Source organism: Edwardsiella anguillarum ET080813, assembly GCF_000264765.2.
GTDB classification, from domain to species: Bacteria; Pseudomonadota; Gammaproteobacteria; order Enterobacterales; family Enterobacteriaceae; genus Edwardsiella; species Edwardsiella anguillarum.
The window spans coordinates 1,288,224-1,311,830 of sequence record NZ_CP006664.1 but is presented as its reverse complement, the minus strand read 5'-3'; the positions used below and the strand labels follow the sequence as shown (position 1 = coordinate 1,311,830).

Annotated in this window: 20 protein-coding genes; 8 read left to right on the top strand and 12 right to left on the bottom strand. The window is 62.3% G+C overall.

Annotated features, from left to right (window positions below):
- Positions 1–714: 714 nt before the first annotated feature.
- The 12 genes from fis to ETEE_RS05810 all read right to left on the bottom strand — a co-directional run bounded on the left by fis (position 715) and on the right by ETEE_RS05810 (position 11,385).
- Complete coding sequence (fis, locus tag ETEE_RS05865; RefSeq protein ID WP_000462905.1) at positions 715–1,011, bottom strand: DNA-binding transcriptional regulator Fis; 297 nt, start codon at positions 1,009–1,011, stop codon at positions 715–717.
- A complete protein-coding gene (dusB, locus tag ETEE_RS05860; protein ID WP_012849962.1) occupies positions 993–1,997 on the bottom strand; it encodes a tRNA dihydrouridine synthase DusB in 1,005 nt (334 codons plus the stop codon). The genes fis and dusB overlap by 19 nt, the downstream gene beginning before the upstream one ends.
- A gap of 714 nt (positions 1,998–2,711) precedes the next feature.
- Positions 2,712–3,593: a 50S ribosomal protein L11 methyltransferase gene (gene prmA / locus ETEE_RS05855; RefSeq protein WP_034164823.1), complete on the bottom strand. Its 882-nt coding sequence runs from the start codon at positions 3,591–3,593 to the stop codon at positions 2,712–2,714.
- Between the two features lie 13 nt (positions 3,594–3,606).
- Complete coding sequence (panF, locus tag ETEE_RS05850) at positions 3,607–5,061, bottom strand: sodium/pantothenate symporter (RefSeq protein WP_034164821.1); 1,455 nt, start codon at positions 5,059–5,061, stop codon at positions 3,607–3,609.
- Positions 5,051–5,293: a YhdT family protein gene (locus ETEE_RS05845; protein WP_015872707.1), complete on the bottom strand. Its 243-nt coding sequence runs from the start codon at positions 5,291–5,293 to the stop codon at positions 5,051–5,053. The genes panF and ETEE_RS05845 overlap by 11 nt, the downstream gene beginning before the upstream one ends.
- A 141-nt stretch (positions 5,294–5,434) precedes the next feature.
- A complete protein-coding gene (gene accC / locus ETEE_RS05840) occupies positions 5,435–6,784 on the bottom strand; it encodes an acetyl-CoA carboxylase biotin carboxylase subunit (RefSeq protein WP_012849957.1) in 1,350 nt (449 codons plus the stop codon).
- Between the two features lie 10 nt (positions 6,785–6,794).
- The gene (gene accB, locus ETEE_RS05835) at positions 6,795–7,259 is read right to left on the bottom strand and encodes an acetyl-CoA carboxylase biotin carboxyl carrier protein (RefSeq protein ID WP_034164819.1); all 465 of its coding nucleotides are present in this window, start codon (positions 7,257–7,259) and stop codon (positions 6,795–6,797) included.
- Between the two features lie 82 nt (positions 7,260–7,341).
- A complete protein-coding gene (gene aroQ, locus ETEE_RS05830) occupies positions 7,342–7,791 on the bottom strand; it encodes a type II 3-dehydroquinate dehydratase (RefSeq protein WP_034164818.1) in 450 nt (149 codons plus the stop codon).
- Between the two features lie 241 nt (positions 7,792–8,032).
- A complete protein-coding gene (gene msrQ, locus ETEE_RS05825; RefSeq protein ID WP_034164817.1) occupies positions 8,033–8,632 on the bottom strand; it encodes a protein-methionine-sulfoxide reductase heme-binding subunit MsrQ in 600 nt (199 codons plus the stop codon).
- Positions 8,632–9,633, bottom strand: a complete 1,002-nt coding sequence (msrP, locus tag ETEE_RS05820) for a protein-methionine-sulfoxide reductase catalytic subunit MsrP (protein WP_034164816.1) — start codon at positions 9,631–9,633, stop codon at positions 8,632–8,634. The genes msrQ and msrP overlap by 1 nt, the downstream gene beginning before the upstream one ends.
- 115 nt (positions 9,634–9,748) lie before the next feature.
- Positions 9,749–10,726, bottom strand: a complete 978-nt coding sequence (gene acuI / locus ETEE_RS05815) for an acrylyl-CoA reductase (NADPH) (protein ID WP_034164815.1) — start codon at positions 10,724–10,726, stop codon at positions 9,749–9,751.
- A 62-nt stretch (positions 10,727–10,788) separates the two neighbouring features.
- Positions 10,789–11,385 (bottom strand): HupE/UreJ family protein, encoded by a 597-nt coding sequence (locus tag ETEE_RS05810; RefSeq protein WP_034164813.1) that lies wholly within the window; start codon positions 11,383–11,385, stop codon positions 10,789–10,791.
- Positions 11,386–11,720: 335 nt separating this feature from the next.
- Between ETEE_RS05810 and csrD the strand changes: the two genes are divergently transcribed.
- The 8 genes from csrD (at position 11,721) to nit1 (ending at position 23,605) form a co-directional block, all read left to right on the top strand.
- Positions 11,721–13,613: an RNase E specificity factor CsrD gene (gene csrD, locus ETEE_RS05805; RefSeq protein WP_034164812.1), complete on the top strand. Its 1,893-nt coding sequence runs from the start codon at positions 11,721–11,723 to the stop codon at positions 13,611–13,613.
- Between the two features lie 472 nt (positions 13,614–14,085).
- On the top strand, positions 14,086–15,129 hold the full coding sequence (gene mreB / locus ETEE_RS05800; protein ID WP_005289819.1) for a rod shape-determining protein MreB: 1,044 nt from the start codon (positions 14,086–14,088) through the stop codon (positions 15,127–15,129).
- 155 nt (positions 15,130–15,284) lie between these two features.
- Entirely contained in the window at positions 15,285–16,340 is a 1,056-nt protein-coding gene (gene mreC / locus ETEE_RS05795; protein ID WP_034164811.1) for a rod shape-determining protein MreC, read from the top strand.
- Complete coding sequence (gene mreD, locus ETEE_RS05790; RefSeq protein ID WP_034164810.1) at positions 16,340–16,828, top strand: rod shape-determining protein MreD; 489 nt, start codon at positions 16,340–16,342, stop codon at positions 16,826–16,828. Before mreC ends, mreD begins: the two co-directional genes overlap by 1 nt.
- A gap of 40 nt (positions 16,829–16,868) precedes the next feature.
- Positions 16,869–17,462 (top strand): Maf family protein, encoded by a 594-nt coding sequence (locus ETEE_RS05785; protein WP_034164809.1) that lies wholly within the window; start codon positions 16,869–16,871, stop codon positions 17,460–17,462.
- Positions 17,452–18,921 carry a ribonuclease G gene (gene rng / locus ETEE_RS05780; RefSeq protein WP_034164808.1) on the top strand — a complete coding sequence of 490 codons (1,470 nt, stop codon included), beginning with the start codon at positions 17,452–17,454 and terminating at the stop codon, positions 18,919–18,921. The genes ETEE_RS05785 and rng overlap by 11 nt, the downstream gene beginning before the upstream one ends.
- Positions 18,922–18,983: 62 nt before the next feature.
- Positions 18,984–22,766 carry an AsmA2 domain-containing protein YhdP gene (yhdP, locus tag ETEE_RS05775; protein ID WP_034164807.1) on the top strand — a complete coding sequence of 1,261 codons (3,783 nt, stop codon included), beginning with the start codon at positions 18,984–18,986 and terminating at the stop codon, positions 22,764–22,766.
- Positions 22,763–23,605 (top strand): deaminated glutathione amidase, encoded by an 843-nt coding sequence (gene nit1, locus ETEE_RS05770; RefSeq protein ID WP_034164806.1) that lies wholly within the window; start codon positions 22,763–22,765, stop codon positions 23,603–23,605. Before yhdP ends, nit1 begins: the two co-directional genes overlap by 4 nt.
- The last annotated feature ends 2 nt before the right edge of the window (positions 23,606–23,607 follow it).

The window sequence follows — 23,607 nt, the reverse complement described above, 5'->3', positions numbered from 1 at the left end:
CTCTGATAACATGATGGCTTTATCCTTTAAACATCGGCGTTGAGCGTAGCGACCATCGGATCGCCCGCTCCCTATGCGCCCATTCTGTTATAACAATAACGTCAGGTGATTTCCGCCGTGAAATAACGGACGGCGCCGTTAGGCCTGCGCTAATTCCCCCTTCGCCTCCAGCCTGCCGTTGTTTGGCATCGTTATTATGATGGCCAATGATAAATTCACTCCAGCAGGGCAAAATAAAACCTTGCTCAGGCGCACGGAAAAAAATAGGCGGGATGCCGAGGGGATATGGCCGCGCCTGGCGTGGTGGAGATATGCGCGACGGCGGGCGTTGTGCCCCTCCTGGCCTCTGAGCCGGGGGTGGCTGCGAGCCGTGTGCGCCGTGACTGGGCGCCGACGAGGGAAGCGCCGCGCGACGTCGGGCCGCCGTGAGCGCTATTTGTCCGTTGCAACTGCGATTCCGGATAAAGGGATATAAGTATTTATTAAAATTAACTCAAGAAATGAATAATATGGAAACGATAATGCTATAAGTAAAATAAATAATCTTTTGATGTTTTATATTTTTCCTTAGTGTATTCATCCGTCGCGCGGGCGTTATTCACGTCGGGCGTCGCGTCGGGAGCCTTGCGGCTCTCCTCTTGCGGTGCAGAAAAGAGAAAAGGCGCCCCATCTTGCGATAGAGGCGCCTTTTTTCAATACATCAACCGACCGAAATCAGTTCATGCCGTATTTTTTCAGCTTCTTGCGCAGCGTGCCGCGGTTGATCCCCATCATCAGGGCCGCACGGGTCTGGTTGCCGCGGGTGTACTGCATCACCATGTCTAACAGAGGCTGTTCCACTTCAGCCAGTACCAGCTCATACAGGTCGTTGACGTCCTGACCGTTCAGTTGAGCAAAATAGTTCTTCAGTGCCTGTTTAACCGAGTCACGCAGGGGTTTTTGAGTCACCTGATCCTGAGAGTTAACGGTAGAAACGGTCAGTACGTCAGAATTTACGCGTTGTTCGAACATAGTTCTGTCAGCTCTTTTTTTACGCTAAGTTTTTCGAAGTATGCCTCCAACGCCTCCAGCTGCTCGCTGGCGTCCTCAATGGCGTTGAATGTGCGCCGAAACTGGTCATTCGGGGCGTGCGCCTGGAGATACCAGGACACGTGTTTACGGGCGATGCGCAGTCCTTTTCCCGAGCCATAAAAATCATGTAGCTCTTTGACATGCCCGGCCAATAGCCGCTTTATCTCGCCCAATGGCATGGGCGGCAGCAGCTCCCCTGTGTCCAGATAATGCTGGATTTCCCGGAAGATCCAGGGTCTTCCCTGAGCGGCGCGACCAATCATCAGAGCATCAGCTCCGGTGTAGTCGAGTACCGCCCTGGCTTTATGCGGGTCAGTTATGTCTCCGTTCGCGATGATCGGAATGGAAACATGCTGCTTAACTGTCCGAATGCTGTCGTACTCGGCCTCGCCGTTAAACAGGCAGGCACGGGTTCGGCCATGAATGGTCAGGGCCTGAATGCCACAGCGTTCAGCCAATTGGGCAATCTCGACACAGTTACGGTGCGCAGGATCCCAACCGGTGCGTATCTTGAGCGTCACCGGAACATCCACCGCGTCCACGACGGCCCGCAGGATCTGTTCCACCAGACCGGGATACTGCAGCAGGGCAGAACCGGCCAGCTTGCGATTCACTTTCTTTGCCGGACAACCCATATTGATATCGATGATCTGCGCGCCGTTATCAGCATTGATGCGGGCTGCCGCGGCCATTTCATCGGGGTCGTTACCGGCGATCTGCACGGCTCGGATACCTGGCTCATCCATATGTACCATGCGCAGACGTGACTTATCCGTCCGCCATACTTCCGGGTTGGAAGAGAGCATCTCAGAAACCGCCATGCCGACGCCCATCTCATAGCACAGGGTGCGAAAGGGCCGATCGGTAATGCCCGCCATGGGCGCGGCGATCAGACGATTTTTAAGTTGGATATTTCCGATGCGCATAGACAAAGAGTGACCATACTGTGTCCGCAAGGGCGCGTATATTACGCATTTTTGCACGGATATGAAAGGCCAAACTTTGAACAATCGACTGTTGCAGATCAATGAAATCCGTGCGCTCCGCTCGCATTTTGAAATTATTTGTTTAAAATCAATCAATTGATATAAAATGATTAAAAAGTGCGCCGATGTATTTTCTGCAAAGTTATTGCGACTGTCACGCAGGGGAAACAGTGTGTCCGAGTGAAAACGCTGCTTTTATCCGCAATTATTCGCTATTTTATGCGAGTTGAGTCTCATTTTTCTGCTTAATCTGCCGCGAAACCGTGTGGTAACCCACGGAGGGCCTCGAGGGCGGGCGGCCGCACAGCGCACCCGGCGCCTGCCTGCGCCTGAACCGGCGAGGAGGGTGCGCGCGGCGGCGCGGGTATCGTTGCACCGCCGGGCTTCCCGGGCGTAAACGGGGCGCTGTGCGCCTGAGGGCTGCCGGAGCGCTATTGACGCAGGCGGGCGTGGTGAGGCTGATACGGGGCGCTACAGGGCGTGTGACGGCGGCGCAGACGCAGGGTGCATCGATGAGGCCCCTGCGGCGTAGGGAGAGAGTCAGCGGGCCCGCGGGCGTCGATGCCGTTGGCCGACGGACTCTGCCGGGGCGGATCTCCTGCGCGATGGGTCAATTGGCGGGGCTGACGGCGCCTGTGCGCCGTCAGCGTGGCGTCAGCGGCGTACGCCGGTGATGCGGCACCACTCCTCGCGTTCGGCCACCGGGTCCAGGGCGAACTTCTCGCGGTAGGCTTCGCAGACGCTCTCGGCCTGGCTTGCCAGAATGCCGGACAGGCCCAGCAGACCGCCCTGACGCGGCAGGCAGCCGATCAGCGGCGCCAGCTCGCGCAGCGGGCCGGCCAGGATATTGGCGACCACCACATCGGCGCTGAGAGCGGCGGGCTGATCCTTGGGCAGATAGAGCTCTAGGCGCTCGGAGACGCCGTTGCGCTCGGCGTTGTCACGGCTGGCCTGGATCGCCTGCGGATCGATGTCGATACCGATGGCGCGCGCGGCGCCCAGCTTCAGGGCGGCGATGGCCAAAATACCGGAGCCACAGCCGAAGTCGATCACCGTCTTCCCGGCCAGATCCAGACCGTCCAGCCACTGTAGGCACAGGGCGGTGGTCGGGTGGGTACCGGTACCGAAGGCCAGGCCCGGATCCAGCATCACGTTCACGGCGTCGGGCTCGGGGATCTCGCGCCAGCTCGGGCAGATCCACAGGCGGCGGCCAAACTGCATCGGGTGGAAGTTATCCATCCACTCGCGCTCCCAGTCTTTATCCTCGATCTGCTCTATCTTGTGGCGAAAGCCTGCGCCCAGCGCCGGATGGTTTTCCAGTTCGGCGATCACCGCAGACATCTCGGTCTCGGCGTCGAACAGGCCGATGACGTCGGTATCGCCCCACAGCAGGGTTTCGCCCGGCAGCGGCTCAAAGACCGGGTTGTCGTGGCTGTCCTGAAAGGTGACGGAGACGGCGCCGCTCTCCATCAGCGCATCGCTCAGGGTCTCCGCCTGGTCGCCGGTTGAGTTGATTTTAATTTGGATCCAAGGCATGGCATGTCTCTTTTTAGTCAGTTGATTCGCTGGCAGCGACCGCGGGATTCGGATGGCTGCCAAAATGGTTGCCTGCCCAGAAGGCCAGCAGGCCCAGCAGCAGGGAAGGTACGATCGGGTGCAGGTGGAATAGCTGGATCTTCAGGCTGGCCAGCAGCGCGTAGCTGGCGGCGCCGACGATCATGGAGCTCAGGGCGCCGTGCGCATTGGCCCGCTCCCAGTAGAGTCCCAGCACCAGCGGCCACAGGAACACCGCCTCCAGGCCGCCGAAGGCCAGCAGGTTAAGCCAAATGATCATCTCCGGCGGACGCCAGGCCGCCAGCAGCAGCAGGGCGCCGAGGATCAGGGTCGAAGCGGCCGAGAGGCGGGCCAGACGGCGCTCATTGTGCAGCGCCTGAGGACGCAGCCCCAGATAGAGATCTTTGACGATGGTCGCCGAGGATTGTAGCAGCTGGGCGTTGATCGTCGACATGATCGCCGCCATCGGCGCCGCTAGGAAGATCCCGGCGGCGAAGGGGGGCAGCACCCGCACCATCAGCGTGGGGATCACCATATCCGGCACCGTCAGATCCGGCAGCACCGCCCGGCCAAGGGCGCCGGCCAGGTGCATGCCGAGCATCAGCAGCGCCACCACGATGGTGCCGATGATGATGGCGCGGTGAACCGCCTTGCTGTCTTTGTAGGAGATGCAGCGGACGGCGGTATGCGGCAGACCGATGACGCCAAAGCAGACCAGGATCCAGAACGACGCCATAAACGGCAGGCTCAGGATATCGTCGGCCCCGTGGGGGGAGACCAGCTTGGGATCGATGCGCTGCAGGGTCTCTACGGCGGCGTGCATACCGCCGGCGGCGTGGATGATGCCGATCAACAGCAGCAGGGTGCCCAGCAGCATCACTACGCCCTGCATGGCATCGTTGAGCACGCTGGCGCGAAAGCCGCCGAAGGCGGTGTATAGGGCGATGGTGACCCCGAAGATCAGCAGCCCGGCGTCATAGGGAATACCGGCGGCGCTCTCCAGCAGGCGCGCGCCGCCGATAAACTGCACCGTCATCGCCCCGATAAAGGCGACCAGCAGGCTGAGGCTAGCGACCCATACCAGCAGACGGCTGCCGTAGCGCGCGTACAGCATGTCATTGAGGGTGACCGCCTGGTAGCGGCGCGCCAGAATGGCGAACTTCTTGCCCAATATGCCCAGCGAGAGCCATACGGCGGGCAGCTGGATCATCGCCAGCAGCACCCAGCCAAGACCGTATTTATAGGCCGCCCCCGGGCCGCCGATAAAGGAGCTGGCGCTGATGTAGGTGGCGGTCAGGGTCATCGCCAGGACAAATCCGCCCATCGAGCGGTCGCCCAGAAAATAGTCGTTGAGGAAGTTGCCTTTCTGGCGGCGGCGATAGGCATAAATCGACAGGCCGAACACCAAGGCGAGGTAGCCTACCAGCGGCAGGATTACGTCAGTCTGCATCATCGCTCCCCAGCGGTATGGACTTGAATATCAGGCGGACCATGGTCCAGCACAGCAGAATAAACAGCAGCGGCAGCAGCAGGCAGGCCATTTCGAACCAGTGCGGCAGACCGGTGATGCCCAGCAGGCTGTTGGGCAGGTAGCCTGCGGCAATCCAGGCGAACAGATAGACCAGCGTTAGCCCTAAGGCCCAGCGGGCTTCACGGTGCGCCTGCGCGAAACGTGCATCCATGGGATCTCCCAGTATCGGTAAGCAAACAAGCAAAAAGCAGGGAATTGTACGGCAATGCGCACACAGATGCAGCGTCGGGTTTACGCAGGAAAAACAAAAGGCCGGTTACCCGGCCTTTGAGGAACGGAGCCTAACGGAGCGTTACTTCTCCTGCAGGCCCAGCTTTTTCTCCAGGTAGTGAATGTTGCTGCCGCCGGCCTGGAAGTTGGCATCGTTCATGATCGACTGCTGCAGCTCGATGTTGGTCTTGATGCCGTCGATGATCAGCTCTGCCAGCGCATTCTTCATGCGGGCGATGGCGACGTCACGGTTTTCACCGTAGCAGATAAGCTTGCCGATCATGGAGTCATAGTACGGCGGTACGGTATAACCGGCGTAGATATGGGACTCCCAGCGAACGCCGAAGCCGCCCGGCGCATGGAAGCGGGTGATCTTACCCGGGCTGGGCAGGAAGCTCTTCGGATCCTCGGCGTTGATGCGGCATTCGATCGCGTGACCGCGCACCTGCACCTCATGCTGTTTGATGGACAGCGGCTGACCGGCGGCGATACGCAGTTGCTCTTTGATCAGATCCACCCCGGTGATCATCTCGGTCACCGGATGCTCAACCTGGATACGGGTGTTCATCTCAATGAAATAGAACTCGCCGTTCTCAAACAGAAACTCAAAGGTCCCCGCGCCGCGGTAGCCGATATCGACGCAGGCCTTGGCGCAGCGTTCGCCGATGTAGCGGCGCAGCTCCGGGGTAATGCCCGGCGCTGGCGCCTCTTCCACCACTTTCTGGTGGCGGCGCTGCATGGAGCAGTCGCGCTCGGCCAGATAGATGGCGTTACCCTGGCCGTCGGCCAGTACCTGGATCTCGATGTGGCGCGGATTCTCCAGGTACTTCTCCATGTAGACCATGTCGTTGTTGAACGCCGCTTTGGCTTCCGCCTTGGTCATCAGGATCGACTGGGCCAGATCCTTATCGCTGCGTACGACGCGCATGCCGCGACCGCCGCCGCCGCCGGAGGCCTTGATTATCACCGGATAACCGATGCGCTTGGCGAAGGCACGGTTTTTATCCATGTCGTCGTCCAGCGGGCCATCGGAGCCGGGAACGCACGGCACGCCGGCTTTCTTCATTGCGCTGATGGCAGAGACTTTGTCCCCCATCAGACGGATGGTCTCCGCTTTGGGGCCGATGAAGATAAAACCGGAACGCTCCACCTGTTCAGCGAAGTCGGCGTTTTCAGACAGGAACCCGTATCCCGGATGGATCGCCACCGCGCCGGTGATTTCCGCCGCGGAGATGATGGCCGGGATATTGAGGTAACTTTTAACGGACTGCGCCGGGCCGATACAGATGGTTTCGTCCGCCAGCAGTACGTGTTTTAGATCGCGATCCGCCGTGGAGTGCACCGCTACGGTTTTGATCCCCAGCTCCTTACAGGCGCGCAGGATCCGCAGGGCGATTTCACCACGGTTAGCGATAACAATTTTATCTAGCATGTTCGCCCCGTTATTCGATGACCACCAACGGCTCGTCAAACTCAACCGGTTGGCCGTTTTCTACCAGGATCGCCTTAACGACGCCGGACTTATCGGCTTCGATCTGGTTCATCATTTTCATCGCTTCAACGATGCACAGCGGATCGCCGGCGTTGACCTTCTGGCCCACTTCGACGAACGCTTTGGCTTCCGGGCTCGGGGTGCGGTAGAAAGTACCGACCATCGGAGAACGGACGACATGACCGCTCAGGGCCGCGCTGCCGTTGTCGGCTGCGGCGGGGGCTGCCACGGCTGGCGCGGCGGCGACCGGGGCGGCAACCGGAGCCGGGGCTGCGGCGTAGAACGGTTGCATGGCCGGCATGGCGGCCGGGGCACGACTGATGCGTACTGATTCTTCACCTTCAGAGATTTCCAGCTCGGCGATGCCGGATTCTTCAACCAGTTCGATCAGTTTCTTGATTTTACGAATATCCATGTGTGATTCCGTACTCGTTGTTGTTACGAAGATTGTGGACGCGCGCCGCGCACAGCGGCAGACGGGCGCACGTCCCGGTTTATCATGATGCGTTCAGGCGATTAACCGCCGCCTGCAGGGCATACTCATATCCCTCGGCACCCAGACCACAAATGACCCCCACGGCGATATCGGACAGATAGGAGTGGTGGCGGAACGGCTCCCGGGCGTGCACGTTGGAGAGATGGATCTCGATAAACGGGATCTGCACCGCCAACAGGGCATCGCGCAGCGCTACGCTGGTGTGGGTAAACGCCGCCGGGTTAATCAGAATAAAATCGGTATTGCCAAACGCGGCATGGATCTGGGCGATCAGCTCATGCTCTGCATTGGACTGAACATGGCGCAGCGAAACGCCGAGCGTCTGCGCGCGCCGATCCAGGCGCGCCGCAATCTGCGCTAGCGTCAGGGTGCCGTATTTTTCCGGCTCGCGGACGCCCAGCATATTCAGATTGGGACCGTTAAGAAGCAAAATGTTGAACTTATCTGCCATTGTGCTGCTATCTCCGGCAATCAGACGAATTTTGCCAAAATAACCCGATGTCGCCGCGTTGTCACTCTTTCTCTGCCAATTTGTGGCATCGATCGGCGTATAAAGTCGGGCATTATAATGATTTCGGATCAATTCGCAGCTGAATACTGGTCGAATCAGCGAAGATATGCAACCCGCCGCCGCGGCGATCGCGACGGCACGTTAGAGGTTAGATTCTAAAAATGGCTGCAAGTTCCACTGGTTATCGCCACCATTGGCGGATTTTTTGATAACGCAATGCTAACAAGATGAGGGCGCCGAGTGCGTAAAAAAACGGCAGAGGGGAGAGCGTCTTGACCGACCACAGGTAGTGCAGCGGAGCGATAATCGCCGCCAGATAGACCAGGTTATGCAGCTTTTGCCAGCGGGGGCCCAGGGCGGACATGGCGCGCCGGGTCGAGGTCAGGGTCAGGGCCAGCAGGATCAGCCAGGCAACCAGCCCCAGCGTGAGGTAGGGACGGCGCAGCAGCTCGCTGCCCAGCAGCGCGACGTTGCCGCCCAGCTCCAGCAGCAGGTAGCTCAGCAGGTGCAGCGAAGCCCAGACAAAGCACCATATCCCCAGCAGGCGGCGGGTTCGCATCAGCAGGCTCTGGCGGGTCAGCCGCGCCAGCGGCGATACCAGCAGGGTCGCCAGCAGCAGCTTTAGCGCCATCAGTCCGGTCATGTGCTGAATGTCCTTGGCCGGATCGGCGCTGAGCCAGCCCTGGCTTGCCGCCAGCGGCAGCCACAGCAGCGGCAAGCCCGCCGCTAGCCAAATCAGCCACTTCAGCGCGGTAATCTGGGCAGGGCTCAGGCGTTTCATCAGTAGTATTTCCTCAGATCCATCCCCTGATACAGCGAGGCGACCTGATCGGCATAGCCGTTAAACGGCAGCGTCGGCTGTCGCTTGACGTCCAGAATTCCGCCGCTGCCGATCAGCCGCTCGCTGGCCTGGGACCAGCGCGGGTGGTCAACCTGCGGGTTGACGTTGGCATAAAAGCCGTACTCTTTAGGGGCGAGCAGATTCCAGGTGGTGGGCGGCGCATTTTCCACCAGACGGATATGCACGATCGATTTGATACCCTTAAAACCGTATTTCCACGGTACCGTCAGGCGGATCGGCGCCCCGTTCTGCGGCGGCAGCCCCTTGCCGTAGACCCCGACGCTGAGCAGGGTCAGCGGGTGCATGGCCTCGTCTATCCGCAGCCCTTCGACATAGGGGTACTTCAGGCCGCCGCCGATAAAGCGATCCTTTTGGCCTGGCATCTGTTCGGGATCGTACAGGGTGGTAAAGGCGACATAGCGCGCCCGGCTGGTGGGCTCAGCCTGGCGCAGCAGTTCTCCCAGCTCAAAGCCGACCCAGGGGATCACCATGGACCAGGCCTCTACGCAGCGCATGCGGTAGATGCGCTCCTGCAGCGGGAAGCGGCGCAGGATATCGTCCATATCCAGGGTCATCGGTTTGGCCACCTCGCCGTCGAGGGTGATCGTCCAGCCGTCGGTGCGCAGGGATCCCGCGTTGGCGGCCGGATCAGCCTTGTCCAGGCCAAACTCGTAGAAGTTATTGTAACCGCTGACCTTGTCTTCCGGGGTCAGCGGTAGATCGGCCTGCCAGGCGGGAGGACGGGTGAACTCCAGCGGCTTGCCCGGCGGCGCGGGCGGACGATCGTTCCCCTTAAACCAACTGAGCAGATCGGCGTGGGCCGACGGGGTGATGGCCAGCGCTGCGGCGCTGATGCCGAGCGCTTTGAGTACGCGGCGCCGCTGGTAGAACAGATCTTCCGGGGTGACATCGGCATCGCGCAGTGTCGGGTATCGGGCCATGGTCGCACTCCTTGATAATGGGTCTTATGTGCATCATGGCAGGAAAGAGACCTGCGGTGGCGAGTATCACAAAATTGTTATACTTGGCGGCGGGAGTTCCCGCCGCGCGGTGGGGTTAGCGCAGGCGCACCAGCGTGCGTCCGGTGATGCGGTTTGCCATCAGATCGGCCGCGGCCGGGATCGCCTGCTCCAGGGTGATCTCGTTGGCGCAGCGACGGTAGAAGTCGGCCGGCAGCAGCTCGGCCAGACGCTGCCAGGCCAGGGTGCGGCGTTCGGGCGAGGCCATCACCGAGTCCACGCCCTGCAGCCGCACGTTGCGCAGAATGAACGGCATCACGGTGGTCGGCAGAGTAAAGCCGCCTGCCAGCCCACAGGCGGCGACCGTGCCGTTGCTGTCCATCTGCGCCAGCGTTTTGGCCAGCACCTCGCCGCCGACGGTGTCAACGGCGCCGCTCCAGCGCTGTTTTTCCAGCGGGCGGGCCGGGGTCTGGAAATCGGCCCGTGGCAGCACCTGCTGCGCGCCGAGCGCCAGCAGATAGTCGTGGTTCTCCTCCCGTCCGCTGACGGCCGTCACCCGATAGCCCAGGCGGCTGAGTAGCGCGACGGCGGTGCTGCCGACGCCGCCGCTGGCGCCGGTGACCAACACGTCGCCCTGCTCAGGGGGAACGCCTCCCTCTTCCAGCGCCATCACGCACAGCATGGCGGTCAGGCCGGCGGTGCCGATAATCATCGCCCGGCGGCCATCCAGCCCCTGCGGCATCGGCAGCAGCCAGTCGGCGGCGACCCGCGCCTGCTGCGCCAGCCCGCCCCAGTGATGCTCCCCGACGCCCCAGCCGGTCAGCAGTACCTCCTGGCCGGGGGCGAAGCGCGCGTCGGTACTCTGGTTCACGACCCCGGCAAAATCGATACCCGGCACCATGGGAAACTGGCGCACGATCTTGCCCTTGCCGGTGATGGCCAGCGCATCTTTGTAGTTAAGACCGGACCAGTGCACGTCGACCAGAACCTCCCCGGCGGGCAGGTCGTCGCTGTTCAGCTGTTGAATATGGGCATGGGTCTGACCGTCACGGTTGTCGAGTAGCAGCGCTTTCATGATGGGATCCTGTTGATTGAGTGGCTGAATGCCGACGCGTTTCTGCGGCGGCGATGCCTATTCTATAACAGGAATAGGGCGCCGCCCGCTACGGCAACCATCCCACCGGTGAGCGGCGTCAGATAATGTAGCCCGCGCCGCTCTATGTGCCCGAACAGCAGCCCCAGCGTCAACCCGGCCCCGTGCAGCAGGGCGGTCACCAGGGCAAATCCCAGGCTGTAGCTCAGCCCGCCGGCGTCGGCCGGCATCTCCATACCGTGGGCATAGCCGTGGAACAGGGCGAACAGCCCGACCAGCAGGCAGCTGGGCAGCAGAGGTAGGCGTACCCGGGCGGCGACCAGCAGCCCCAGCGCCAGCACTGAGGCGGTGATGCCGAACTCGACGGCTTGCCCGGGCACCCGGTCGGTCACCTGGGTCAGGGCGCCGCCGGCGATCATGGTGAGAACGAAGGCGGCGGGCACCCACCACAGCGCCTTGCCGCCGCGCTGGGCGGCCCACAGCCCCACCGTCAGCATCGCCAACAGGTGATCGAGACCGGACAGCGGGTGGTAGACACCCGCCCAGAAGCCGTGGGTCGTCCCGGCGCCGGTGTGGGCCAGCGCCGGCGCCGCGGCGCACAGCAGCAGGCTCAGGCCGCCCGTGAAAGATAATTTTTTCATAGGATATCCCTGTCAGTTAATCATTGTGTTTATGTGTAATCCATTGTATTGCAAGGTGATTTTTTGCAATCCTTCCCGGTGTTGTAAAGCGCGGCGGCGATGAACCCGGACGGTAAATGTCAAAACTGTGGCGTATCCGACATTTTGTGCGCCCTCTGAGGTCGTTTGTATTAAAAGGAAAAATTAGATCTGCAAAAACAATTTATATAAATGATGATATGGTCGACGTCGGAATTGTTTACTATTGAGGCAGACGCCTCTCCCGGGCGGCGGCGCGCGCAGAGGGCGTCTTTTTTTCACGGCGATGACGCTTAACGGAATGGGCAGGGTCAGGGATGCGTATTACAACCAAATTCTTTGCCTTCATTACCTTACTGGTGGCATTAGGGATGTTTCTGATGCTGCTGGGCAGCACCTATAGCTTTTACAACCAGACCCACCAGCGCGCGGAGACCCAGCTTAATATCCTGACGGCGATGATCGACCAGCAGCTGTTGACCGAATCCCGCGACAGCGTAAAGCGCTGGCTGCCGGTGATGATGCGATCGGCCGGTGCCGTTGAGCTGGCGGTTTATCACGATGATCGCCAGGTCTATTACCATCACCTGCCCGCGCTGTATAACCCGTGGCGTACCAACGATAACCTGCGTAGCTTTGAGTCGCCGCTGCTGCAGCACCCGGGCTATCGCCTGAAGATGGTCTACATTGAGCCGACGGCCAGCTACAGCCACTCGCTGGAGCGCATGTTCCCGCTCTCGCTCTCCATTGGGGTTATGGTGATCATGCTGTTTATCGCCTATCGCTGGCTGCGTGGACAGACCCAGGGGATCGAGCGGCTGGAGCGCCGGGCGCGTCGCATTCTGTCCGGCGATCGCGATCTGCGGGCGGGCGGGGTCGGCGAGTTTCCCGCCAGCGCCAGCAGCGCGCTCGACTGCCTGCTCTCCGAGCTGTCCGATGCGCGCGAAGAGCGCAGCCGGATCGATTCGCTGATCCGTGCTTTTGCCGCGCAGGACTCACGCACCGGGTTGAATAACCGCCTGTTCTTCGATAATCAGCTGACCACCCTGCTGGAGGATGACGGAGCCCACGGCGTGGTGATGATCCTGCGCCTGCCGGATCTGGAGGCGTTGGCCAGCCAGCCGGGACGGCGCCAGCGCGAAGAGTTTCGCTATGCGCTGACCAATATGCTGTCGACCTATGTCATGCGCTATCCCTCCGGCCTGCTGGCCCACTATTTTCAGAATAACTTTGCCGTACTGCTGCCGCATCGCTCGTTGAAAGAGGCGGAGGGCTTCGCCGCCCAGCTGTTGGCCTCGCTGGCGGCCATCCCCTCCGCGCCGGGGGTGATTGCCGATGAGGTGCTGCATATCGGGATCACCCTGTACCGCGCCGGCGAGCAGGTGGAGTCGGTGATGGATCGCGCCGAGCAGGCGGCGCGCAGCGCGACCCTGCAGGGTGGTAACGGATGGTTTGTCGATCCGATTCCACAGCCGGAGATGGTGCGCGGCAGCGTGCGCTGGCGTACCCTGCTGGAGCAGACCCTGGCGCGCGGCGGGGCGCGGCTGTTCCACAAACCCGCGGTGACGGTGGATGGGCGGGTGCATCACCATTACATCTTGCCGTACATCTATGACGGCAATCAGCCGATCCCCAGCGCCGAATTTATGCCGCTGGTACAGCAGCTGGGGCTGGCGGAACGCTTCGATCGTCAGATGGTCAGTCAGATTATTCCGTTGTTGCGTCGCCTGCCGGGACAAAGGCTGGCCTTTCCACTGACGGTTGACTCATTATTACAGCGCAGCTTTCAGCGCTGGCTGCGTGACACCCTGCTGCAGAGTGAGCGCCCGCTGCGCCAGCGCATCCTGATCGAGCTGAGCGAGGCGGACGTCTGCGCCCACCAGGCGCGGCTGGCCCCGATCCTGCGTCTGCTGCGCGGACTGGAGTGTCAGGTGGTGGTCTCTCAGGCTGGGCTGCGCATCGTCAGCACCACCTATATCAAGCAGCTGCAGGTGGCGCTGGTGAAGCTGCACCCGGCGCTAGTGCGCAATATTGACCGGCGTATCGAAAACCAGCTGTTTGTGCAGAGTATCACCGGCGCCTGCGAGGGCACCATCGCGCAGGTCTTCGCCACCGGGGTGCGCAGCAAAGAGGAGTGGCGAGTCCTCAGGGAAAAAGGGATCGCCGGCGGGCAGGGGGATTTTTTTGCAAAATCGCGACCGGTTCTCTAGTTGGAAAAAATATTGTGACGGATAATGAATTGCGCTTTTTGTCAGGGAAAATTCACGTAGAATAGCGTGTAATCTGCGCTTATACGGTTGGTGGGCGCTTACGCGCCGCCCGGCGCGTATCGTCGGAGTCCTCCCGAAGCGCGGGAAAACGACGCAGGTTTCCCGCACGCTGTGCCGTTGAAATATGATTTATCTGAATTATTGATGCGCTGTGTTGCGGCCGGTAACGGATGCGTGGTGCGGTAACGTGGCGATGTGGGGCGTGCTATCGTCTTCGGGGCAGCGTTTCCCCGTTTGCGTCGGCGTTCCAGCGTGGTGTCATGATAAATACCACTCTAATCTGTTGAATGGTAAACGCGGTGTAATTTTTCACCGGAGCAGGACGTTTTTGCGCCTTGTCGCTGTTCCGCGTGGTTGGTAAAGTAAGCGGATTTTATTTTTCGCCTCCAGCTTTCAGGATTATCCTTCAGTTATGTTTAAAAAATTTCGTGGCATGTTTTCCAATGACTTGTCCATCGACCTGGGTACTGCCAATACCCTGATTTATGTTAAAGGACAAGGCATTGTTTTGAATGAGCCTTCCGTGGTCGCCATTCGCCAGGACCGCGCCGGTTCTCCGAAAAGCGTTGCCGCCGTGGGGCATGAAGCGAAGCAGATGCTCGGCCGTACGCCGGGCAATATCGCCGCCATCCGCCCGATGAAAGACGGCGTGATTGCCGACTTCTTTGTCACCGAGAAGATGCTGCAGTACTTCATCAAGCAGGTGCACAGCAATAGCTTCATGCGCCCGAGCCCGCGCGTGCTGGTGTGCGTGCCGGTCGGCGCCACGCAGGTTGAGCGCCGCGCCATCCGTGAGTCTGCCCAGGGTGCCGGTGCCCGCGAGGTGTTCCTGATCGAAGAGCCGATGGCGGCCGCGATCGGCGCCGGCCTGCCGGTTTCCGAGGCGACGGGATCCATGGTGGTGGATATCGGCGGCGGTACCACGGAAGTGGCGGTGATCTCCCTCAACGGCGTGGTGTACTCCTCCTCCGTTCGCATCGGCGGCGACCGCTTTGACGAAGCGATCATTAATTATGTGCGCCGTAACTACGGTTCGCTGATCGGCGAGGCGACCGCGGAGCGCATCAAGCATGAGATCGGCTCCGCCTATCCGGGCGATGAGGTGCGTGAGATCGAAGTGCGCGGCCGTAACCTGGCTGAAGGGGTTCCGCGCGGCTTTACCCTCAACTCCAATGAAATCCTGGAGGCGCTGCAGGAGCCGCTGACCGGCATCGTTAGCGCGGTGATGGTGGCGCTGGAGCAGTGCCCGCCGGAGCTGGCCTCCGATATCTCCGAGCGCGGCATGGTGCTGACCGGCGGCGGCGCGCTGCTGCGTAACCTGGACCGTCTGCTGATGGAAGAGACTGGGATCCCGGTCGTGGTGGCCGAAGATCCGCTGACCTGCGTGGCGCGCGGCGGCGGCAAGGCGTTGGAAATGATCGACATGCATGGCGGTGATCTGTTCAGCGAAGAGTAATCTCTCTGCGGCGGGCGCGGGCGTCCGCCGGGGATGATATGAATGCCGGACACCGGGCGGGGCGATCTCCCTGTCCGGTGTTCGTGTATCGCGCGATCGCTACATGCGCGGGGCTGCGCGCGGCGCGGCCCCGACGTCGAGGATAACGCAATTTTATGAAGCCGATATTCAGCAGGGGTCCTTCCCTGCAACTGCGACTTTTTTTGGCGGTGGTGGCGGCGGTAGGACTGGTGGTGGCTGACAGCCGTTTGGGCATGTTTCAGCAGATCCGCGCCTACCTCGATACCTCCGTGAGTCCGTTCTATTATCTGTCCAACGGTCCCCGTCAGTTCCTGGATACCCTCTCCAATACCTTCGCCACCCGCGATCGGCTGGAGCTGGAGAACCGGGCGCTTCGTCAAGAACTCTTATTAAAAAACAGCGATCTGCTGCTACAGGGACAATTGAAGCAGGAAAACGCGCGCCTGCGCGAACTGTTGGGGTCGCCGCTGCGTCAGGATGAACACAAGATGGTGACCCAGGTCATCTCTGCGCTGCCCGATCCCTACAGCGATCAGGTGGTGATCGATAAGGGCAGCAGCAGCGGCGTTTACTTCGGTCAGCCGGTGATCAGCGACAAAGGGGTGGTCGGCCAGGTAGTGGCGGTCGGTAAAGCGACCAGCCGGGTGCTGCTGATCTGCAACGCCTCCCATGCGCTGCCGATCCAGGTGCTGCGCAACGATATCCGCGTGCTGGCCGCCGGTAACGGCTGCAGCGACGATCTGCAGCTGGAGCACCTGCCGGCGAATACCGATATTCGCGTCGGCGATGTGCTGGTGACCTCCGGCCTGGGCGGCCGCTTCCCGGAGGGCTACCCAGTGGCGGTGGTTTCATCGGTGAAGGTGGATAACCAGCGGGCCTATACGGTGATCAAGGCGCGGCCGACCGCCGGTCTGCAGCGCCTGCGCTACCTGCTGCTGCTGTGGAGCGGCGATCGCGACGGCACCCTACCGCTGCCGCCGGATGCGGTACAGCGGGTGGCCAACGAGCGCCTGATGCAGATGATGCCGCAGGTGCTGCCGCCGCCGTCGGCGATGGGGCCACCGGCGCCGCCGCCCGCATCGAACGCCGGATCTGCGCCGACGCCTCCCGCCGCCCCCGCGGCGGGAAGTGCGAAGCCGGCCGTCGCGCCGGGTACGGCGGCACAGGGCCGTAAACAGGAGGTGCGTTGATGTCGGGATACCGTAGCCATGGACGCTGGATTATCTGGCTGTTCTTCCTGCTGGCCTATGTGCTGCAGATCATGCCCTGGCCGGATAATATCGCCATGTTTCGCCCCAACTGGCTGGCGCTGTTTCTGATTTACTGGACCATGGCGCTGCCGCACCGGGTTAACGTCGGCACCGGCTTTCTGCTGGGGCTGGGGTGGGATCTGATCCTGGGGTCAACTCTGGGGATCCGCGCGCTGGCCTTTAGCCTGCTGGCCTATCTGGTGGCCTTTAAGTTTCAGCTGCTGCGCAATATGGCGCTGTGGCAGCAGGCCCTGATGGTCATGGTGCTGACGGCGGCGATGGACATCGTGATTTTCTGGGGGGAGTTTGTGGTCACGAGCGCCGCATTCCGCCCGGAAGTATTCTGGAGTAGTGTAGTGAACGGGCTGCTATGGCCGTGGCTGTTCCTGCTGATGCGTAAGGTGCGCCGCCAGTTTGCCGTGCAGTGACGGCGCGCGGCGGCGCTGAATACAGGGTTATCGAAAGCGTATGTGTGAAATCTATCTGGCCTCTGGCTCCCCGCGTCGGCGCGAACTGCTGACGCTGATGGCGATTCCCTTTGAGCGTTTAACGCTGACAGTGGAGGAGCAGCGCCGCCAGAACGAGGCGCCGCTGGCGTATGTTTGTCGCCTGTCGCGTGACAAGGCGCAGGCCGGCGTGGCCGCCGCGGCGCAGGATCGTCCGGTGCTGGGGGCGGATACCATCGTGGTACTCGACGGCGAGGTGCTGGAGAAGCCGCAGGATCCGGCGCAGGCGGCGCTGATGCTGCGGCGCCTGTCCGGGCGTAGCCATCAGGTGATCACGGCGCTGACCCTGGCCGATCGGCGAGACTGCCTCAGCTGCCACGTGGCGACCGAGGTGACCTTCTGTCCCCTGAGCGAGGCGCAGATCGCCGACTATGTGGCCAGCGGCGAGCCGCTGGACAAGGCCGGCGCCTACGGCATTCAGGGCAAGGGGGGCTGTTTCGTCCGCGCGATCAACGGCAGTTACCATGCGGTGGTGGGACTGCCGCTGGTGGAGACCCGCGAGCTGCTGGCACGCTTTATGGCGTTAAAGGATGTGAGGAGAGAGCATGACAACTGAACTGTTGGTTAACGTTACCCCATCGGAAACGCGCGTAGCCTATATCGATGGCGGTATCCTGCAGGAGATCCATATTGAGCGCGAGTCCAAGCGCGGCATCGTCGGCAATATATACAAAGGGCGCGTGAGCCGGGTTTTGCCCGGAATGCAGGCGGCCTTTGTAGATATTGGTCTGGAGAAGGCGGCGTTTCTGCACGCCTCCGATATCATGCCGCACACCGAGTGCGTTGCCGGTGACGAACAGAAGAACTTTCACGTGCGCGATATCGCCGAGCTGGTGCGTCAGGGACAGGATCTGATGGTGCAGGTGGTGAAGGATCCGCTGGGGACCAAGGGGGCGCGGCTGACCACCGATATTACCCTGCCGTCGCGCTATCTGGTGTTTATGCCGGGGGCCAGCCACGTCGGGGTATCGCAGCGCATCGACAGCGAGGCGGAGCGTGAGCGCCTGAAGGCGATCGTCGCCCCGCACTGCGACGAACTGGGCGGCTTTATTATCCGCACGGCGGCGGAGGGGGCCGACGACGAGGAGCTGGCGCAGGACGCCGCTTTTCTCAAGCGCCTGTGGATCAAGGTGATGGAGCGCAAGCGGCGCAATAAGACCAAGTGCACGCTGTACGGTGAGCTGGCGCTGGCGCAGCGGGTGCTGCGCGACTTTGCCGGGGCTCCGCTGGATCGCATCCGGGTGGACTCGCGTCTGACCTACGATCTGCTGCAGGACTTCACCCGCGAATACATGCCGGAGATGACCCCCTGCCTGGAGCTGTACAGCGGTAAGCAGCCGATCTTTGACATGTACGATGTGGAGAACGAGATCCAGCGGGCGCTGGAGCGTCGGGTGGAGCTGAAGTCGGGCGGCTATCTGATCATCGATCAGACCGAGGCGATGACCACCATCGACATTAACACCGGCGCCTTCGTCGGCCACCGCAATCTGGATGAGACCATCTTCAATACCAACATAGAGGCGACCCAGGCCATTGCCCGCCAGCTGCGCCTGCGTAACCTGGGCGGCATCATCATCATCGACTTTATCGACATGAGCGGCGAGGATCACCGGCGCCGGGTGCTGCACTCCCTGGAGCAGGCTCTCAGTAAGGATCGGGCAAAAACCAGCATCAATGGCTTTTCGCAGCTAGGCTTGGTAGAGATGACCCGTAAGCGTACCCGTGAGAGCATCGAGCACGTGCTGTGCGGCGAGTGCCCTACCTGTCACGGCCGCGGTACGGTGAAAACCGTGGAGACGGTGTGCTACGAGATCCTGCGCGAGATCGTGCGGGTACACCATGCCTATGACAGCGATCGCTTCCTGGTGTATGCCTCCCCGGCGGTGGGCGAGGCGCTGAAGAGCGAAGAGTCCCACGCTCTGGCGGAGGTCGAGCTGTTTGTCGGCAAACAGGTTAAAGTACAGATTGAGCCGCTCTACAGTCAGGAGCAGTTCGACGTGGTGATGATGTAACGGCGCTGACGCCGGGGACGGGATCGATCCGCTGGGTCATGTTTGAACGATAGGAGAACGGCGTGAGGCGACTGCCCGGTTACCTGCTGGCAACGCTGGCGACCCTGATAGTGCTGGTCGCTTTGCTGGTGAGCGGGCTGCGTTTACTGCTGCCGCACATCGACAGCGTGCGCCCGCAGATCGCCGCGCGCCTCGGCCAGTTTATCGGCGCGCCGCTGACCATCGGCGCGCTGAGCGCCAGCTGGCAATCCTTTGGCCCCACGCTGGAGGCGCGCGACATCGCCCTGCAGGGGGCGCAGGGGCAGCTGCAGGTACGGCGCATGACGCTGGGGCTGGATGTCTGGCAGTCGCTGCTGCACGCGCGTCCGCAGTTTCGCGATCTGACGTTTTATCAGCTGCAGGCCAGCACCGATCGCCCGCTGGCGCGCGAAGAGGGCCATGGCGGCCTGAAGCGCGACGAGCTGAGCAACATCTTCCTGCGCCAGTTTGACCACTTTACCCTGCGCGACAGTCGCCTGAGTTTCCCCTCGCCCTCGGGCACCCAACTGCAACTGACCATTCCGCAACTGACCTGGCTGAACAGCCCGGATCGTCATCGTGCCGAGGGTGAGGTGAGTTTTACCACCCCACAGGGGCAACATGGCACCCTCCAGGTCCGCATGGATCTGCGCGATAAAAACGGCTTGCTCAGCGATGGTGAACTCTACCTACAGGCGCAGCAGATCGACCTTACCCCCTGGCTGAGCCGTTGGGTCAACCGCAACACCGGGGTGAGCGGCGCTGACTTCAGCTTAGATGCCTGGTTGACCATCCATAAAGGCGAGATGCAGGCGGCGCAGATCCGTCTGCGTGACGGCCAGGCTGACTGGCAAGCGTCCAGCCAGCGCCACCGTTTAACCGTCGATGATCTGACGCTGCGTGCCGCGCGTTACCAGGATGGCTGGCGCCTGGATGTCCCGCGCCTGAATCTGGCGACGGATGGCCAATCTTGGCCGGCAGGGAGTCTGAGCCTGCTCTACCTGCCCAGGCAGGGGACGGCGCAGGATGAAGAGCTGCGGCTGCGGGCCACCGATCTGCAGCTGGCGCGCATTACGCCGCTGCTGCCGACCTTCAGCTTCCTGTCTCCGGCGCTGGTGGAGCCGCTGCAGCGTCTGCAGCCGCAGGGGTACATCAGCCGGGTGGGCGTCGATATTCCGCTGCAGCATCCCGAGCGCAGCCGGGTGCTGGCCGATTGGCGCGGCGTCAGCTGGCAGCCCTGGAAGCTGCTGCCCGGCATCGATCGCTTCAGCGGCTCCCTGAGCGGCAGCGGGCAGGATGCTCGGCTGCGTTTCACCCTGAAAGACAGTACGCTACCTTATGCTGCGATGTTCCGGGCGCCGCTGTCGGTGCAGCGCGCCAGCGGCGCGGTCAACTTTACCCGCGATGCTCAGGGGTGGACGCTGAGCGGACAGGATGTGGATGTGCAGGCGCGCGCCCTGTGGAGTCACGGCGGCTTTCGCTACCATCAGCCGACGACGGGGCCGGCGCTGCTCAGTATTCTGGCCGGGATTCGCCTGACGGACGCCCGCGAGGCCTGGCGCTATTTCCCCGAGCCACTGATGGGAACGGCGCTGACGGACTACCTGAGCGGGGCGCTGGAGGGGGGCACGGTGGAGAACGCCACGCTGCTGTATGACGGCGATCCGCAGCAGTTCCCCTATCCGCACCACGACGGTCAGTTTCAGGTCTATGTGCCGCTGCGCCAGGCCACCTTCCGCTTTCAGCCGGACTGGGCCCCGCTGACCGATCTGTCCATCGACCTCAATTTCCTGAACGACGGACTGTGGATGTTTGCCCCGTCGGCCCATCTGGGGGCGGCGCGCGGCAGCGCTATTCACGCGGATATCCCGCAGTATGGCGCCGAGCGCCTGCTGATCCGCGCCGGAGTGTCCGGCAGCGGCAAGGCGGTGCGCGACTATTTCATGCTGTCGCCGCTGAAAAGCTCCGTGGGCGCGACGCTGGATGAGCTGCAGGTGGGCGGCGACGTGACGGGGCGCCTGGATCTGGATATTCCGCTCGACGGTGGCGATACCCGCGCCCGCGGAGAGGTGCGCCTGGACAATAACTCACTGTTTATCAAGCCCCTCGGCAGCCAGATGCAGGGGGTCAGCGGCGCGTTTCGCTTCGACGATGGTCGCCTGCAGAGCGATCGGCTGCGCGCCCACTGGCTGGGGCAGCCGCTGACGCTGCAGTTTGCCACCGTACCCCAGGCCGATCGGTATCAGGTCGCGGTCGATCTGAATGGCGACTGGCTGCCGGCCCGTCTGCCGTGGCTGCCGTCGGGTATGGATACGCGTCTGCAGGGGAACGCCCCCTGGCAGGGTAAGGTGGCGATCGATCTGCCTGACCGCGGCGCCAGCCGCTATCAGGTCGACGTCGAGGCTGACCTGCGCGCGGTGGCCAGTACGCTGCCCGCGCCGCTGACGAAAGCGGCCGGCGCGGCCCAGCGGCTGAAGGTTAACGCCGACGGCGATATGGTGGGCTTTACGCTCAACGGCAGTCTGGGCCGCGACAGCCATTTTGCCGCGAACGTGGCGCTCGGCCCGCGCGGCGTGGCGCTGGACAGCCTGAGCTGGGACAGCCAGAGCAGCGCTGCGCCGCAGACGCAGCCCGGTCAGGCCACGCTGCGCCTGCCGCCGCTGGACGGCGCCGGGTGGCTGGCCCTGCTAGCGGCGCCGCTGTCGTCGCAGTTGGATAGCCGCAGCGTGCTGCGTCTGCCGGCGCAGATAACCCTTTCTACGCCGCGGCTGCTGCTGGGTGGGCAGGCCTGGCACCAGCTGAGCCTGGCGCTGACGCGCCAGGGGGAGACGACGCATCTGCGCGCCGATGGCCGCGAAATCCGCGGTACCGCGCGTCTGGGCGCCGGGCAGCTGAGCGCTGCGCTGGACTTTCTGTACTACGATCCCCAGCCGATGATGCCGGGGAGCGCGGCGCCCATCGCCCGGCCGGTCGCCGGTCAGCCGCCCCTGTTTCGCCGCTGGCCGGCCATGCAGCTGCGCTGTCAGTCGTGCTGGTTTATGGGGCAAAACCTGGGGAAAGTGGCCGCCGATATGCGGGTGGAGGGAGATACCCTGCGGCTGACGGATGGCCTGCTGGACAGCGGTAACACTCGTCTGACGCTGAGTGGCCGCTGGCAGCAGCAGGACGGCATCAGCCGGACGCAGATCAGCGGGGTGCTGCAGGGGGCGAACCTGACGGACAGCGCGGACTTTTTTGGCCAGACCCTGCCGCTGAAGCAGTCCGCCTTTAAGGGCGAGTACGATCTCCGCTGGCAGGGGGAGCCCTGGCAGCCGCGCGTAGAGACGCTGGATGGCGCGCTGCGGGTGAGCCTGGGCAAGGGGGTGCTTGAGAGCATGGATACCGGGCGCGCCGGTCAGCTGCTGCGCCTGGTGAGCTTTGATGCTCTGCTGCGCAAGCTGCGGCTGGACTTTAGCGACACCTTCGGCGAAGGCTTCTACTTCGATGGCATCAAGGGGCATATCGCCCTACAGCACGGGGTGATGTCGACGGACGATCTGCTGATCGATGGCCTTTCTGCGGACGTGGCGATGAACGGCACGGTGAACCTGGTGACCCAGCGGATCGATATGCAGGCGGTGATCGCGCCGGAGCTGTCGGCGACGGTCGGCGTGGCCACCGCCTTTGCCGTTAACCCGGTGGTGGGGGCCGCGGTCTTTGCCGCGTCAAAAGTGCTGGCGCCATTGTGGAATAAAATATCGCTGATACGCTACAACATAAGCGGCGGGCTCGACAGCCCGACGATCCATGAAGTGTTACGTCAGCCGAAGAAGGAGAAGGCACAATGAGGAATGCCAACGTCGCCTTACTGCAACTGTGTAGCGGTGAAAACAGCCGCGCCAACCTGGCGCAGATTGAGCAGCAGTTGAAGCAGCTCAACGGCAATATCAGGCTGGCGCTGACCCCGGAGAATGCGCTGCTGTTCAGCGACGCCGCGGGGTACCGCCAGCACGCCGAGCGGGAGGGTGACGGTCCGCTCCAGGCGGCGGTGCGCGAGCTGGCGCGCCGCTACGGGGTGTGGCTGTTGGTCGGTTCGATGCCGCTATACAGCCGCGAGGACGCCGGCTGCATTACCTCAAGTAGCCTGCTGTTTGATGACGGCGGCGCGCTGCGCGCCCGCTACGACAAGCTGCACATGTTCGACGTCGAGGTGCGTGACGCGCATGGCCGCTATCGTGAGTCTGACGTTTACCGCCATGGCGAACTGCTGACGGTGGTGGATACGCCTGTGGGGCGTCTGGGGATGACCATCTGCTACGATCTGCGCTTTCCCGGACTGTTCCAGGCGCTGCGCGCGCAGGGGGCGGAGCTTATCTCGGTGCCGGCCGCCTTTACCCGGGTGACGGGCGAGGCGCACTGGGAGGTGCTGCTGCGCGCCCGGGCGATTGAAAACCAGTGCTATATCCTGGCGCCGGCCCAGGTCGGCAGCCACGGCGCGACCCGGCGTACCTGGGGCCACAGCATGGCGGTGGACGGCTGGGGCCGCGTGCTGCAGCAGAACGCCGATGCCGTACGGCCGATAAAGATTAAAGTGAACACCAACTCACTGAGCGTGCTGCGCGGGCAGATGCCGCTGGCACAGCACAACCGATTCCAGCCTGAGCTGATCCATCTTCACCAAGGGTAAAA